The organism is Thiobacillus denitrificans (assembly GCF_001530125.1).
Lineage (GTDB): Bacteria > Pseudomonadota > Gammaproteobacteria > Burkholderiales > Thiobacillaceae > Thiobacillus > Thiobacillus denitrificans_C.
The window spans coordinates 21,329-36,253 of sequence record NZ_LDUG01000014.1; the positions used below are offsets into that span (position 1 = coordinate 21,329).

At 64.2% G+C, this 14,925-nt stretch carries 10 protein-coding genes; 4 read left to right on the top strand and 6 right to left on the bottom strand.

Translation table 11 applies throughout. The features are described 5' to 3' along the window. The 3 genes from purL to ABW22_RS03605 all read left to right on the top strand — a co-directional run bounded on the left by purL (position 1) and on the right by ABW22_RS03605 (position 7,428). The gene (gene purL, locus ABW22_RS03595) at positions 1-3,960 is read left to right on the top strand and encodes a phosphoribosylformylglycinamidine synthase (protein WP_059752023.1); all 3,960 of its coding nucleotides are present in this window, start codon (positions 1-3) and stop codon (positions 3,958-3,960) included. Positions 3,961-4,030: 70 nt separating this feature from the next. Continuing rightward, the gene (gene ppc, locus ABW22_RS03600; protein ID WP_059752025.1) at positions 4,031-6,850 is read left to right on the top strand and encodes a phosphoenolpyruvate carboxylase; all 2,820 of its coding nucleotides are present in this window, start codon (positions 4,031-4,033) and stop codon (positions 6,848-6,850) included. 14 nt (positions 6,851-6,864) lie between these two features. Continuing rightward, complete coding sequence (locus ABW22_RS03605) at positions 6,865-7,428, top strand: hypothetical protein (RefSeq protein ID WP_059752026.1); 564 nt, start codon at positions 6,865-6,867, stop codon at positions 7,426-7,428. Here ABW22_RS03605 and ABW22_RS03610 read toward each other — a convergent pair. Genes ABW22_RS03610 through ABW22_RS03620 form a run of 3 tightly spaced genes read right to left on the bottom strand, consistent with a single transcriptional unit; the run spans position 7,415 to position 11,964 of the window. After that, positions 7,415-9,697 carry an efflux RND transporter permease subunit gene (locus ABW22_RS03610; protein WP_059752028.1) on the bottom strand — a complete coding sequence of 761 codons (2,283 nt, stop codon included), beginning with the start codon at positions 9,695-9,697 and terminating at the stop codon, positions 7,415-7,417. The genes ABW22_RS03605 and ABW22_RS03610 overlap by 14 nt on opposite strands. A gap of 18 nt (positions 9,698-9,715) precedes the next feature. After that, complete coding sequence (locus tag ABW22_RS03615; RefSeq protein WP_059752030.1) at positions 9,716-11,158, bottom strand: DUF1302 family protein; 1,443 nt, start codon at positions 11,156-11,158, stop codon at positions 9,716-9,718. Further along, positions 11,155-11,964: an outer membrane lipoprotein-sorting protein gene (locus ABW22_RS03620; RefSeq protein ID WP_059752032.1), complete on the bottom strand. Its 810-nt coding sequence runs from the start codon at positions 11,962-11,964 to the stop codon at positions 11,155-11,157. Before ABW22_RS03620 ends, ABW22_RS03615 begins: the two co-directional genes overlap by 4 nt. A 148-nt stretch (positions 11,965-12,112) precedes the next feature. On the opposite strand from ABW22_RS03620, the gene hemN reads away from it, so the two are divergent. Further along, positions 12,113-13,483, top strand: coding sequence for an oxygen-independent coproporphyrinogen III oxidase (gene hemN, locus ABW22_RS03625; RefSeq protein WP_059752034.1), 1,371 nt, complete (start codon positions 12,113-12,115; stop codon positions 13,481-13,483). Between the two features lie 433 nt (positions 13,484-13,916). On the opposite strand, the gene ABW22_RS03630 is transcribed toward hemN, so the two are convergent. The 3 genes from ABW22_RS03630 to ABW22_RS03635 are packed head-to-tail and all read right to left on the bottom strand — an operon-like array spanning position 13,917 to position 14,913. After that, positions 13,917-14,216 carry a hypothetical protein gene (locus tag ABW22_RS03630; protein WP_059752036.1) on the bottom strand — a complete coding sequence of 100 codons (300 nt, stop codon included), beginning with the start codon at positions 14,214-14,216 and terminating at the stop codon, positions 13,917-13,919. A 24-nt stretch (positions 14,217-14,240) separates the two neighbouring features. Then, entirely contained in the window at positions 14,241-14,375 is a 135-nt protein-coding gene (locus tag ABW22_RS16650; RefSeq protein WP_082708488.1) for a DUF3149 domain-containing protein, read from the bottom strand. 13 nt (positions 14,376-14,388) lie between these two features. Next, a complete protein-coding gene (locus ABW22_RS03635; protein ID WP_059752085.1) occupies positions 14,389-14,913 on the bottom strand; it encodes a FixH family protein in 525 nt (174 codons plus the stop codon). Positions 14,914-14,925 lie beyond the last annotated feature (12 nt).

Consider the following 14,925-nt stretch of genomic DNA (forward strand, 5'->3'; position numbering starts at 1 on the left):
ATGTCTGCCATCGTCTCCCTTCCCGGCGCCGCCGCGCTGTCCCCGTTCCGTCTCGACAAAATCCGCCGCGAGGCCGCGCAGCAGGGTCTGAACCTGGGTACGCTGGCTGCACGTCACTGGCACTTTCTGGAAGTGGATGGCGCGCTCGACGCCGCACAAATGCAGCTGGTCGAACAGGCGCTCGATTACGGCACGCCGACCGATGCGCCGACTGCAAATGACCCGCTGATTCTGGTCACGCCGCGTCCCGGTACGATTTCGCCGTGGTCGTCGAAGGCCACCGACATCCTGAAAAACTGTGGCCTCGCCGGCTTCATGCGGATCGAGCGCGGGGTGGCCTTCCATGTGCTGGATGCAGCCGGCCAGGCGCTGTCGGCCGAGGCGACGGCACGTTTGCTGCCGCGCTTGTACGACCGCATGACCGAAGCGGTGATGACACTGGCCGACGTGGAACAATTGTTCCGCCACGTGCTGCCGCGCGAACTGGCCCGCATCGACGTGCTGGGCGGCGGTCGCCCGGCGCTGGAAGCCGCCAACCGCAAGCTCGGCCTGGCGCTGTCGGACGACGAGCTCGATTACCTGGTGGAGAACTTCGTCCGCATCGGGCGCAACCCCACCGACGTCGAACTGATGATGTTTGCGCAGGCTAACTCCGAGCATTGCCGCCACAAAATCTTCAACGCCTCGTGGGTGATCGACGGCGCGGCGCAGGCAAAGACGCTGTTCGGCATGATCCGCGACACCCACGCCGCGCACCCGGAAGGCACGGTGGTGGCATATTCCGACAACTCCTCCGTCATCGAAGGTGCGCAGATCGACCGCTTCTATCCGCGCGCCGACGGCAGCTACGCCTACAGCAACGAGCTGACCCACGTACTGATGAAGGTGGAAACGCACAATCACCCGACGGCGATTTCGCCTTTCGCCGGCGCGGCTACCGGCAGTGGCGGCGAAATCCGTGACGAGGGCGCGACCGGTACCGGGTCGAAACCCAAGGCCGGCCTGTGCGGGTTTTCGGTGTCCAACCTCAACATCCCCGGCTTTGAACAAGCGTGGGAAGCCGGCTTTTACGGCAAGCCCGAGCGCATCGTCACCCCGCTCGCGATCATGCTCGAAGGCCCGATCGGCGCGGCGGCGTTCAACAACGAATTCGGCCGCCCCAACCTGGCGGGCTATTTCCGCACGTTTGAAGAGACGGTCGCGGGGCAGCGGCGTGGCTATCACAAGCCGATCATGCTGGCGGGCGGCGTCGGCAGCATCCGTGCCGACCATGTGGACAAGAAAATGCTGCCGGTCGGCACCCTGCTGATCCAGCTGGGCGGCCCCGGCATGCTGATCGGCCTCGGCGGCGGCGCCGCCTCGTCGATGGATACCGGCGCCAACGCCGCCGATCTCGACTTCGATTCGGTGCAGCGCGGCAACCCGGAAATGGAACGGCGCGCGCAGGAGGCTATCGACCGCTGCTGGCAGCTGGGCGACAAAAATCCGATCCTGTCGATCCACGACGTCGGCGCCGGCGGCCTGTCGAACGCGCTGCCCGAGCTGGTGCATGGCGGTGGCCGCGGCGGTCGCTTCGAGCTGCGCGCCGCGCCGTCGGAAGAATCCGGCATGTCGCCGCGCGAAATCTGGTGCAACGAGGCGCAGGAGCGCTACGTGCTGGCGATTCCGCCCGATCGCCTCGACGAATTCCGCGCGATCTGCGAGCGCGAGCGCTGCCCATTTTCTGTGCTGGGCGAGGCCACCGAGGACAACCATCTGCGGGTGACCGACAGCTATTTCGACAACGCGCCGGTGGACGTGAGCCTGGATGTGATCCTCGGCAAGCCGCCCAAAATGACGCGCGACGTCGCCCATCAGCCGGCCATGCCCGCGCCGCTGGCACTCGATGGCATCGATCTGCGTGACGCGGTCTATCGCGTGCTGGCGATGCCGGGGGTGGCGTCGAAGATGTTCCTGATTTCCATCGGCGACCGCTCGGTCGGCGGGTTGACCGCGCGCGACCAGTGCGTCGGGCCGTGGCAGATTCCGGTGGCCGATTGCGCGATCACGCTGGCGGGTTATGGTTATCAGACCACGCAGGGCGAGGTGTTTTCCATCGGCGAGAAGGCGCCGCTGGCCTTGATCGACGCCCCCGCGTCGGGGCGCATGGCGATCGTCGAGGCGATCACCAACCTGGCCGCCGCGCGCGTGGAAGGCCTCACCGAGGTGAAGCTGTCGGCCAACTGGATGGCGCCCGCCGGCCACCCGGGCGAGGATGCGGCGCTGTTCGACACGGTGGCGGCGGTCTCGAACTATTGCCAGGCGCTGGGTATTTCCATCCCGGTCGGCAAAGATTCGATGAGCATGAAGACCGTGTGGCAGGCCGACGGCGAGAAGAAGGCGGTGACCTCGCCGATCTCGCTGGTGATTTCGGCGTTCGCCAACACGCTCGACGCGACGCGGCACCTGACGCCGCAGCTGCGCACCGACGCCGGCGAGTCCGATCTCGTCCTGATCGACCTGGGGCTGGGCAGGAGCCGCCTTGGCGCGTCGAGCTTTGCCCAAGCCTACAAACAGGTGGGCGATCGCTGTCCGGACGCGCCGGCGCCCGCGGCGCTCGCTGCGTTCTTCGACACCGTGCAGGCGCTCAACGCCGCCGGCAGGCTCTTGGCCTATCACGACCGTTCCGACGGCGGCCTGTTCGCCGCGCTGGCCGAAATGGCCTTTGCCGGCCATTGTGGAGTGGACCTGGACGTCGACGAACTGTGCCTCGACCAGATTCGCCACGAGGTCGAGGATATGGATATGCCGGAACCGGAGGCGCTGTGCGCGGGCGATGTCTCGCAGCGCATCTTCAACGTGCTGTTCAGCGAGGAGGCCGGCGCGGTGCTGCAAGTGCGGCGCGGTGACACGCAGGCGGTGATGCAGGCCTTCCTCGACGCCGGTCTGCGCGGCGAATTCCATGTGATCGGCCAGCCCAATGCGGCTGACCGCCTGCGCGTGTTGCGCGGTGGCCAAGTGGTTTTCGACGAGGCGCGCGCCGAACTGCAAAGCGCCTGGGCGCGCACCAGTTATGAAATGGCGAAGCTGCGCGACAACCCGGTCTGCGCCGAGCAGGAATTTGCCCGCCACGCCGATGCCGGCGATCCCGGCCTGCGCTATGCGCCGGGCTTCGACCTCGACGCCGACATCGCCGCGCCCTTTATTGTGACCGGCAAGCGCCCGCGCGTCGCGGTGCTGCGCGAGCAGGGCGTCAACGGCCAGGTCGAGATGGCCGCCGCGTTCGACGCCGCCGGCTTTGCCGCGGTAGACGTCCACATGAGCGACATCCTGTCCGGCCGGGCCAGCCTGGCCGACTTCACCGGGCTCGCCGCGTGCGGCGGCTTCAGCTACGGGGATGTTTTGGGCGCGGGCGGCGGCTGGGCCAAGTCGATCCTGTTCAACCCACGCGCGCGCGACCAGTTCGCGGCCTTCTTCGAGCGCGCCGACACCTTTGCGCTGGGCGTGTGCAACGGCTGCCAGATGATGAGCCAGCTGCACGACCTGATCCCGGGCGCGGCGGCCTGGCCGCGTTTCGAGCGCAACCTGTCGGAGCAGTTCGAGGCGCGTTTTGCGCTGGTCGAGGTGCTGGCTTCGCCGTCGCTTTTCTTCGCCGACATGGCGGGATCGGTGATGCCGATCGCGGTGTCGCACGGCGAGGGCCGGGTCGTTTTCCGCGAGCCTGCGCACGTCGCGCAGGCGCAGGCCACGTTGCGTTACGTCGATCATCGGGGCGCGCCGACCGAGACCTATCCGGCCAACCCCAACGGCTCGGCGGATGGATTAACCGGCTTCACCACCGCGGATGGCCGTTTCAGCATCCTGATGCCGCACCCGGAGCGCGTGTTCCGTGCCGCGCAGCTGTCGTGGAAGCCAGACGGCATGAGCGGTGCCGCCCCCTGGCTGCGGATGTTCCGCAACGCGCGGCGCGCGGTTGGGTGATGCGCGCCGTCTATGCGAAAATAGCGGGCTTTGCCGCATTGAAACCCGCTGTGCCGGGCTCTCTCTTGCCATGAATGCACCCGAAACCCTCCTGACCGATGACCACCTGCGCGCGCAGGTCAAACTGCTGGGCACCCTGCTGGGCCAGGTGTTGCTGCAGTTTGCCGGCGAGGACGTGTTCGAGGCGGTGGAAACCCTGCGCCGTGGTTTTGCCGAGCTGCACCAGCAGGAAGACCAGCAGCGCCGCGCCGAGTTAATGGCGATGATCGACGCCATGCCGGCCGACAAGGTGGAACTGGTGGTGCGTGCCTTTTCCGGCTATTTCATGCTGGTCAATGTGGCGGAAGAAAGCTTTGCCCACCGCAACCGCCGCCGCATGCTGTCGCACGGGATGGCGCTGTGGGAGGGCTCGTTCGACCGCACCCTGGCCGACCTCAAGGCGCAGGGCATCCCGGTGGCCACCCTGCAGGACATGCTCAACCGGCTGCACTACGCGCCGGTGTTCACCGCGCACCCCACTGAAGCGCGCCGCCGTGCGGTGATGGAAGGGGTGCGCCGGGTGTTCCTGATTTGCGACCAGATGTACAGCCCGACGCTGGGGGTGAACGACCAGCGCGAACTGGAAGCGCATCTGGCGGCCGAGATCCAGGTGATGTGGCGCACCGACGAACTGCGCAGCGCCAAGCTGGAAGTGCGCGACGAAGTGCGCAATGGCCTGTATTACGTGCGGGAAAGCCTGTTCGAAGCGGTGCCGAAGGCGTACGAGTATTTCGAGAAGGCGCTGCGCAAGCATTACGGCGTGAACGCCGAGGGCGTTGCCCCGATCAGCGTGCCGAGCTTTATCCGCTTCGGTTCGTGGATCGGTGGCGACCGCGACGGCAACCCCTTCGTGACGGCCGACGTCACCGAATGGACGGTGCACAGGCAGATGCAGGAAGCGCTCGATGAATACCGTGTTCGGGTGCTCGAACTGCGGCAGACGCTCACCCACAGCAGCAACTGGTGCACGCCTTCCGAGCCCTTCCTGGCGCGCCTTTTGGAATACGAAGCCGAATTCGGCGAGCAGGTGTTCCGCGGCACCGCGGTGCAGATCTACAGCCGCGAACCCTACCGCCGCATGGCGGCGATGATGATGGCGCGGCTGGATGCCAATCTATCCTACGTTCACCAGTGCCTGGCCGACGTACCGAGCTTTACCGCGCATCTGGCGTACGAAAACGCCGCCGCTTTCCTCGACGACCTCTACCTGCTGCGCGATTCGCTGATCAGCCATGGCGACCGCATCGTCGCCATGCAGGATCTGCAGGCGCTGATCCGGCTGGTCGAAAGCTTCGGCTTTCATTTGTTGCAGCTCGACATCCGCCAGGAATCGACCGTGCATACGCGCACGGTCGCCGCAGTCTTGCAGCAGATCGACCCCGATTTCGATTACACCGGCGCGGCCGAAGCCGAGCGGCTGCAGCGGCTGGCCGCGTGGATCGGCCGCATCGCTCCGATCGAGGTGAACGATGCCGCGCTGGACGACGAGGCGCGCGAAGCGCTCGCGGTGTTCCAGCGCATGGCCAAGCTGAAGGCCGAAGTCGGCGATGAAGTCTTCGGCACCTATGTGATTTCGATGACCCACAGCGCGTCGCACGTGATGGAAGTGATGCTGCTGGCGCGGCTGGTCGGCTTGTGCGGCCACAACGGGCATGAGTGGTTCTGCCGCATTCTGGTGGCGCCGCTGTTCGAGACAGTGGACGACCTGCAGCGCAGCCAGGCGATTCTCGATCAGCTGTTTTCCAACAAGGTCTACCGTTCGCTGGTGGCGTCCGATGGCAACCGTCAGGAAGTCATGCTGGGCTATTCCGATTCATGCAAGGACGGCGGCATTCTGGCGTCGAACTGGAATCTCTACCAGGCGCAGCTTTCCATCATCGCGCTGACCCGGCAGCACGGCATCGAATGCCGTCTGTTCCATGGGCGCGGCGGCACCGTCGGACGCGGCGGCGGCCCCACCCACGATGCGATCCTGTCGCAGCCGCCCGGCACCGTGAACGGCGAAATCAAGTTCACCGAGCAGGGCGAGATGCTGTATTACAAGTACAGCAATCCGGAAACCGCCAACTACGAAATCGGCATGGGCGTCACCGGCCTGCTCAAGGCCAGTGCCACCGCGCTGGCGAACTGCGAAGTGTGTTATCCGCAGGACTATCTCGACTGGATGCGCGACATCGCGGCGGCGGGCGAGACCGCCTACCGTGCTTTGATCGGCACGCCGGGCTTCATCGATTATTTCTACGAGAGCACGCCGGTCACCGAAATCGGCCTGCTCAACATCGGCAGCCGGCCGTCGCACCGCAAGAAGGCCGACCGTTCGCTGGGGTCGATCCGTGCGATTCCGTGGGTGTTCGGCTGGGCGCAGTCGCGCCACACGCTGCCCGCCTGGTACGGCATCGGCAGCGCGTTGCAGGGCTTCATCGACCGCCAGCCGGACGGCCTCGTCCACCTGCAGGCGATGTATCGCGCGTGGCCGTTCTTCCGCAGCCTGTTGTCCAACGTGCAGATGGCGCTGACCAAGGCCGACATGGAAATCGCCGAGGAGTACGCGCGCCTGTGCGATCACCCCAACACCATGACGATCTACCGCACGATTGCGGACGAATTCGCGCTCACCGTGGCGGGGGTCAAGCAGATCGTGCAGATCGAGACCCTGCTGGAAGACAACCCGTCGCTGGCGCTGTCGATTTCGCGCCGCCGCCCCTACATCGACCCGATCAACCACATCCAGGTGCTCATGCTGAAGCGTTATCGCACCGATAGCGTGTGGGAATCCGAGCAGGACAGCTGGTTGACCCCGCTGAAGCGGTCGATCAATGCCATTGCCGCCGGGATGCGCAATACCGGCTGAGCACGGAGAACGTCATGGCAGATCCTTCTCCGAATCAGCCGAAGCGGCGCGGGCTGGTCGTATCCATCGGCCTGAATGCTGTGCTGCTGGTGCTGGTGTGCGGCCTGGCGCTGTATGCCTTCATGCTCAATGTCGATCTGGGCGATGTCAAACGGCGGCTGTCGAAGGAAGTCGAAACCCGCCAGCAGGCCGAGCGCTATCTGATCGAGGCGCGCAACCAGCTGACCGACAGCCTGCGCGAAATCGAGCAGCTCAAAGCGCAACTGGCCTACAGGGGAACCGATGTCCAGCAGGCACTGGAAACGGCCAAGCCCGCGCTGCCGGTGGTGATCGGCTTTCGCTCGTCGATGCTGGGTCAGGGCCTGGTTGCGATGATCGAAAATACCAGCGATCGCTACCTGACCGTGGTGCTGGCCGTGCGCAACCCCACCTTGTCGACCGCCAATCGCTTCCAACTCGAACTGGACCCCAGGTCCAGAACTGATTTTGGTCACCTGGAAGGCTGGCAGTTTGCCTCGGGTGACGAGGTGGGCTTGTTCAGCGACGCGTTCGGCGCGCTGAAAATCACGGTGCCTTGACGGCCTTGGGCGGCTTGCGCAAGCGCAGGCCGAGCAGGGCGGGCATCAGCAGCAATTCGAACACCTGGCCGGCGAACAGGCCGACCGCGCACAGCATGCCGAAATGCGCAGTGGGGCGGAAGTCTGATAGCCCCAGCAGACTGAACTGCGCAATCAGAACAATGGAAATGGCAACAACCGCACGGCCCGAGGCTTCCACGCTGCGGATGATGGCGAACACCGGGCTGACGCCGCGGCGGATGCGGTGCAGATAACCGTGGTAGAGGTGGATGGTGTCGTCCACCGTAATGCCGAGGATGACGCCGGCGATCAGCACGGTGGCCACATCGAGTGCGATTCCGGTTGCCCCCATCACCACGAAAATGAAGAGCAGCGGCGCCAGATTCGGCACCAGGCAGATCAGCGCACCGCGGAACGAGCGGAACAGCAGTGCCAGCAGCAGCAGGATCTGCAGGAAGGCGGAGGCGAAACTCTTGACCTGGCCCACGACGATACGATCCTCCTGATCCGAAAACAGCCTGCCGAAACCGGCCATCTCGGTATGGATACCGGGGATCGGCCGTGCGCCCAGATGCGCTTCGATTCGTTCGATCACCTGGCCAATTTCATTGGCGCCGTGAACATTGAGATTGAGGGCGATCCGGCCGCGCTGGAATTCGCGGTTGACCAGTTCGTACAAGTCCTTGCCGTCATAAATCAGCAGCAGTTGTTCCACCAGCTTGCGGTTGGTCGGCAACGCGTGATCGCCGAGGTCCTCGCCGCTGAAGGCGCGGTTCATTTCCTCGACCACTTCAACCAGCGAAAAGCTGCGGTCGATTTCCGGCTGTTGTTCCAGCCAGGTTTGCAAGGCCTTGATCTGCGCCAGCGTAGCGGGGTTTTTCAGCCCGTCACGTTCGGGGGCGGTGAGCACGATTTCCATCGTGGTCACGCCGGACAATTTGGCCTCGACCCGGGCGGTGCTGCGGCTGATGCTGTGGTCCGGCGCAAAAAACTCGATCAGGTTGGACTCCACTTTCACCTGCAGGGCGAGAGGAATGGCCGCCGCCACCAGCAACAGTGTGCCGATGAGCACTGCCCTGGCGTTGCGCAGACTGAACACCGCTACCGCCGCAGCGATACGACGTGCGTGCGCCAGCCCGGAGCGGCGGCGCGGCCAGCGCGGCGTGTCCCATTTCAGCAGGATTGGTGGCACCAGAATGAATACCACCAGAAACACCATCAGCGTGCCGATCGCGCCGGACAATCCGAACGTCTGCACCGGCGGAATATCCACCCATAGCAGGCTCAACAGTCCGGCGCCGGTCGTCAGCACATTGAACAAACCCGGCACGAAGGTATCTTTCAGTGCGCGCGCGATGCGTTGCGGACGCGACAGCCGCGCAATACGGGCGCGCTGGATGGCCGCGTACAGATGCAGCAAGGTGGCCGTGGTGTAGGCGGCCATGAGGGTGGGGATCATGGCGGTGATCGTCGTGTAGGGTTGGCCTGAAGCGACGATTCCCGCCACGCTGACCGAGACGACCGTCCCCATGGCCAACCCGCCGATGATCATCGGCCTCACCCGCCCGACCACCCACCACAGCAGCACCAGGCCAATCACAACGGTGAGCGGAATGAAGATTGCGCTGTCGCGCCATAGCGAGCGCAATTCCTCGACGGTCTGGGCCACGGTTCCGGCGGTGGCGGTTTGGTAGGCGTCGAGTTTCTCGGCGTGAATGGCGGCATCGAGCGCGATCAGGATATCGCGTCGCGCGAGGCTTTCTTTCAATACGATGGGCCGCACCACCAGCGCGACGGCCTTGCCGTCCTTCGAGACGATCACCCCCGGGGCCAGTTGGTCGTCCAGCACCCTGGCCTTCCACTCGGCGGGCGTGCGCGCTGCCAGGTCATCGGGATCCACCAGCAGGGAAACCGCAAAGCCGTCGTCGGTCGCGTCGATATGCTCGATGGTGGTGAGCGTGATCACACGGTCAACCGAAGGATGCGTTTCCATTTTTTTGGCAACGCGATCGAGCGCAGCCAGAAACGCCGGGCTGAATAATTCGTCGCCCTCGAACAGTGCGATCAGTGCATCGTCGCTGGGAAATTCACGAAACAGGGATTCGCGCAGCTGGATGACGGGCGCGTCCGCCGGGGAGTAGATGTCGCCCGAATTATTGAAATGGATCTTGAACAGGAAAGGCAGCGAAGCCAGCTGCAGGCCGAGCAGGATGGCGAGCGCCAGCCACGGCGGCAGCATGCGTCTGCCATTGAGCCAGGGTTTCAGCATGTCATGCCGTCCGGATCATCAGAAGCGGGTGCGCAGGCCCAGCGTGATCAGCGAATGATCCTGGTGGAAGCCGCCCAGGGTGCGCGCGTCGCCATCGAAATAATGCGCGGCGACATACAGTTCGTGCGGCTCCCAGCCGACGTAGCTGAGTTTGGGACTGAGGTAGATGTCCTTGACGTTGATGCCGCTGGAAAAGCGCATGCCGGCCCGCCAGCGGCCCTGGCCAAAGCTCGTTTCGATTTCGCCGTTGGCGCCGTAGTACTCCTTCAGTTCGAGGATGCTGCGGTCGGTTTGCAGCGCATGGGCGACCAGTTGCAGGTTGACGCGGGTGTCGCCCCCGCCCGGGAAAAATTCCACCGCGCCAATCCAGTCGAGCGAATGCGTGGTGCCCATTGCGGTGGTGGGCCGGGTCACCGGCACGTTGTCGGTGTAGCCGAGTTCCGTGCGCCAGGTATAGCCGCCACTCACCAGTTCCAGGTCGGCGCCGACAAAGGTATTGTAAGGATGCACGGCGGTGAGCGTCAGGTTGGGCACATCGACCCGGTAATACGGCAGCGACTGCCGGGTGCGCGCCAGCGTCACGCCGAAGTCGAACGGTTCGCCGGTCTTGGTCAGGCGCAGGGCACCGCCGCCGCTGCCATGCTCGTCTTCATCGATGCGCGCGCCACTCACCCATCCGGTCAGTGCCGGATCGATACCGATGATCTGGCCGGTGCTGCGGTTGATCGGGCTCCACACGCTGGCGGCATCGGGCAATTGCGCGCCGCGGAATACCGGCAGCCACACCGCGTCCAGCTTGTAGGTGCCGAAGGTCTGTTCCCAGCGCGCGGCCAGTTGCGCGCGACGGCGGTCGGCCAGGTCGTCCAGAACAAAGCGCGTGAGGTCGGCGCGGCTGACGCGGTCGGCCAGCGGGATTTCGTCGGCGCGGCCCCAGATGATGGTCTGCGCGCCGAGGGTCAGGCGGGTGTCGCCGCTGCGGTAGCGCACGTAGGTGTCGGTGTAGTCGGCCAGCATTTCGTCGTGGTCGGCGCTGCCGCCGTCCTGCATCATGCCGTCGAGGCGCGCGCCGGCGCGGAATTCCCAGTCGCGGCTGGGCTGCCACAGCACATAGGCGCTGGCGCGCAGGGTGGAATAGGTGTCGGCTTCAGGTGCGTCGGGCAGCGCCCCCGCTTCCAGCAGCAGGTCGTCGACGCCGGCCTTGAACACGGGCTGAAAGCCGCGTGCCGTCGCCCTGCGGGTGCGTGCGGTGGGCGGCGGTAGATCGCCCGCGCTGCCCGCCTGCGGCGTGGCAGCGGCAGGCGAGGCCTCCGGTTGCGCAGCACGAGGCTTGCGCGTCGTGCTGCGTGGCGGCGGCAGGTCATCCGCTGCGTCCTGCACCGTGGTGCGCGGCGGTGGTAGTTCGGCCAGCGCAAGGCCGGGCAGGGCGAGCGAGAGGCTCAGGGTCAGCAGCAGATTTTTCATGGGCGGTACTCCGATTCCAGGCTTTCGTCGGCCAGGGCTTGCGAGGTGAATAATCTGGCGGGCAGTTTCTGGTCGTACAGCGCAACGTCGACGACCATTCGGGTTTCGTGGCCGGTGGACAGATCGATCATGCGGCTGTCGGTCAGCGTCCAGTAGCCCTGGTTGCGCTTCTTGCTGCGCAGCAGCCAGCGTTTGCTGGGGGGGCTGGCGTCCTTCTCGAAATAGTCCACCCGCTGCGGAATGGCGGTGGCGGGGTCGATCCAGCTGATGCGCTTGCTGTAGGCCGAATCCTTGGGGTCTGTCGGCACGCTTTCGAGCACGTCGCAGAGAATCCCATTTTCGGCCTGCTGGCCGAGCAGGCGATGGTGGTCTTTCGACGGCTTGCGCTCCTGCAGGTCTTCGAAATACAGGTCGGAGCCGACGAAACGGCCACCCTTGCGGTCGCTGGAAATGCGCCGAACCCGGTCGAGCGCGGGCAGATACAGCCACTGGTCAGTATTGCCGTCGGCTTTGTCTATGCTGAGCAGACCGGTTCCGGCGATGTCTTCCGGATAGACAAAGCGAATCAGGTTGGCGGTTTGGCCGCCCGCTTGGTCGAGGCGATACGCGACGATCTCACGGATGCGCGGCGCGCGGCCCTTTTCGGTCAGCACCATGCGGCCCAGAGTAGTGAGGTCACGCCCGTTGGGGCGCTCGTGGACCCTTTGCGCCAGATCGGTCGCTTCGTCGGCGCGGGCAACCGTGCTGCCGAGCAGTAGCGCGAGCAGAAAAAAACGAATGACGTTCAGTAATGGGGTAGGTGACATGTGTTTTCCAGACGCGTACTCATACAAACGGTTTTTCAGTGCTGAACTTTACCGCAAAACCGGGTGGGCGCCTCGGCCTGGTGCCGTGCTGGATTTCAGGTCTGTGCTGTGATAAAAAGATACCATTATCTGCTATGAGGGCGCCAAGATGACGTCGACCACCCTGGAACTGCTCCGCAAGTACAGCGTAGCCGGGCCGCGTTACACCTCGTATCCCACCGCGCCGTATTTCCACACCGGCTTTGGCGAAGCGGACTGGGCCGAGGCGCTGGCGGCGCCGGCGCCTGAGCGCGGGCTGTCGCTGTATGCTCACATCCCGTTCTGCGATTCGCTTTGCCACTACTGCGGCTGCAACATGGTGGCGACGCGCGATTACAGCAAGACCCAGCCCTACCTCGCCTCACTCGACCGCGAAATGGCGCGCACCGCACAACTGGTCGATCCGAAGCGCGTGGTGCGCCAGCTGCACTGGGGTGGCGGCACCCCGACTTATCTGAATCCCAACGACATCCGCCGCCTGATGGCGATGATGCGGCAGCATTTCACCGTGGCGCCCGATGCCGAAATCAGCTGCGAAGCCGACCCGCGCGAACTGACGCGCGAGCATCTGGTGGCGTTGCGCGAATCAGGCTTCAACCGGGTGTCGTTCGGCGTGCAGGACATGGACCCGGCCGTGCAGCAGGCGGTCAACCGCATCCAGTCCGAGGCCCTGATCCGGCAGGTGCTCGACTGGTCACGCGAACTGGGTTTTTTCAGCATCAACCTGGACTTGATTGTCGGCCTGCCGAAACAGACGGTCGAAAGCTTCAGCCGCACGCTGGAACAGGTGGTGGCGTGGGCACCGGATCGTCTGGCGGTGTTCGGCTATGCCCACGTGCCATGGCTGAAAAAACACCAGCTTCTGATCCGCGACGCCGACCTGCCCGATTTGGCGGCCCGCCTGGGCCTGCAGCAGGCGGTGAACGAGGCGCTGGGCGCGGCGGGTTACGTCAATATCGGGCTCGACCACTTCGCTCGTCCCGACGACGAACTGGTGCGCGCGCAGCAGAACAGGACGCTATGGCGCAATTTCCAGGGCTACACCACGCACAAGGACAGCGACATCCTCGCCTTCGGTGCGTCCAGCATCAGCCAGACCGCCGACGTCTACATGCAGAACGAAAAGAACCTCAAGCGCTATCAGGAACGCATCGCCGCAACCGGCTTTGCCGTCGAGCGCGGCATCAAGCTCACCCGCGACGACCAGATCCGCCGCGAAGCCATCACCCGCGTGATGTGCGATCTGGAACTCGATTTCGCTGCGTTTGGCGGCGAGTGGGGGATCGCGTTTGCCGACTATTTCGCCGACGCACTGGCCGACCTGCGCCCGCTGGCGGACGATGGCCTGGTCAACATCGCTGCGGACAGGGTCAGCGTCACCCCTGCTGGCCGTCTTTTCCTGCGCAACATCGGCATGTGCTTTGACCGCTATCTGAAGCAGGCTGCCGGTGAGCGGCCGCGGTATTCCAAAACGGCCTAGGGAGACGCTGATTAATCCGTCTTTGCGAGGAGCGAAGCGACGCGGCAATCCAGAAATGCCTGCTTGATCAATGCGCTGGATTGCCGCGCTTCGCTCGCAATGACGGCTATATCGAATTAATCAGTGTTTCCCTAGGGATGCGCTGATTTATTTCGTTCGTGGTGAGCTTGTCGAACCATGAGCGGAATAAATTCAGCACAATCAATCTTGTGAAATGCCCTTCGACAAGCCTGTCCTGAGCCATGCCGAAGGGCTCAGGGCGAACGGGCCGAATTAATCAGCGTTTCCCTAGGGCGATGCTGATCAATCCGTCGTTGCGAGGAGCGTAGCGACGCGGCAATCCAGAAATGTCTGCTTAACCAATGCGCTGGATTGCCGCGCTTCGCTCGCAATGACAGTCACACCGAATTAATCAGCGTTTCCCTAGCAGGCGTCAGCAGAAACCGCTTCCATCATCGCGCTTGGGACAGCCTTCGGGACGGTTGCGCGGGGGCAGCGGACAGCGGTTGATCTCGTCGGCGCCGCGCTGGAAATAGCAGGTCATGGCACTGGAAGCGATGCACAACAGCCAGAAAACGAAAAAACCGATGGTGTAGGCGGCGATGCGATGCTCGATCAGCGCCTCGCCGCGATAGATGATCTCCAGCGGGTCGAACAGGGTGGTGAAGATGATGTCCGCCACCCCGGCAACGAGGAAGGACGGCCACAGAATGTGGATCAGGCGCTGCATCATGGCGGATTCCTCGTTGGGATGTCGTTATTCGTCCGGGTCGTTCATCTTGCGCTTGTACCAGCTCACCAGGTAAATCGCCATGCCGATCATGAACAGGATGGCGAACAGGCTCAACAGGCCCATCGGGCTAGTAAACAGCAAATTGAATATGACGTCCATTTCAGTCTCCCTATTATTGAACGGTGGATTCAGCATCCGTCGTCAAGGTGACGGACTGGCTGAATGGGGTGTGCAGCACACCGGAAAGCCGCCAGGTGGCCGCGGCGTCGGCGAGCTGGACGAGCCATTTCCCGTCCGGCAGGACGGGCAACGCGGCGCGGTAATGCCCGCCGCCGGCATGGCTGAGGGTTAGCGTCTGATCCTGGCCCTGGCGGGTCGGATGGGCCAGCGTGAGGCTGAGTTGATCCGGATAGGTTTGCAGGTGGCCCGCCAGCGTCAGCGTCAGGGCGCCATCATCGTTTTGCAGGGTGGCAATCAGCGCCAGTGCCCGGGCGGTGTCGTCGCGCGCCAGCGTCTGGTTGATGGCCAACCCGGCCTTGTAATAATCGCCGACCACCAGGCCATCGGCACTGTTATAGGCGATCCAGACCGTGGTGAGGCCGGCGATGACCGCAGTGGCGGGCAGACTGATGAGAAACCACGGCCAGAATTCGCGATACCAGGGCTTGCTTGCAGGGTTGCTGAGTGTGTTGTTCATGATTTTCGAAAC

Bases quoted from the DNA above. Each gene is read 5' to 3' on its own strand.
- ppc (WP_059752025.1), top strand. From the start codon at position 4,031: ATGAATGCACCCGAAACCCTCCTGACCGATGACCACCTGCGCGCGCAG.
- purL (WP_059752023.1), top strand. From the start codon at position 1: ATGTCTGCCATCGTCTCCCTTCCCGGCGCCGCCGCGCTGTCCCCGTTC.
- hemN (WP_059752034.1), top strand. From the start codon at position 12,113: ATGACGTCGACCACCCTGGAACTGCTCCGCAAGTACAGCGTAGCCGGG.
- ABW22_RS16650 (WP_082708488.1), bottom strand. From the start codon at position 14,375: ATGGACGTCATATTCAATTTGCTGTTTACTAGCCCGATGGGCCTGTTG.
- ABW22_RS03610 (WP_059752028.1), bottom strand. From the start codon at position 9,697: ATGCTGAAACCCTGGCTCAATGGCAGACGCATGCTGCCGCCGTGGCTG.
- ABW22_RS03635 (WP_059752085.1), bottom strand. From the start codon at position 14,913: ATGAACAACACACTCAGCAACCCTGCAAGCAAGCCCTGGTATCGCGAA.
- ABW22_RS03620 (WP_059752032.1), bottom strand. From the start codon at position 11,964: ATGTCACCTACCCCATTACTGAACGTCATTCGTTTTTTTCTGCTCGCG.
- ABW22_RS03630 (WP_059752036.1), bottom strand. From the start codon at position 14,216: ATGATGCAGCGCCTGATCCACATTCTGTGGCCGTCCTTCCTCGTTGCC.
- ABW22_RS03605 (WP_059752026.1), top strand. From the start codon at position 6,865: ATGGCAGATCCTTCTCCGAATCAGCCGAAGCGGCGCGGGCTGGTCGTA.
- ABW22_RS03615 (WP_059752030.1), bottom strand. From the start codon at position 11,158: ATGAAAAATCTGCTGCTGACCCTGAGCCTCTCGCTCGCCCTGCCCGGC.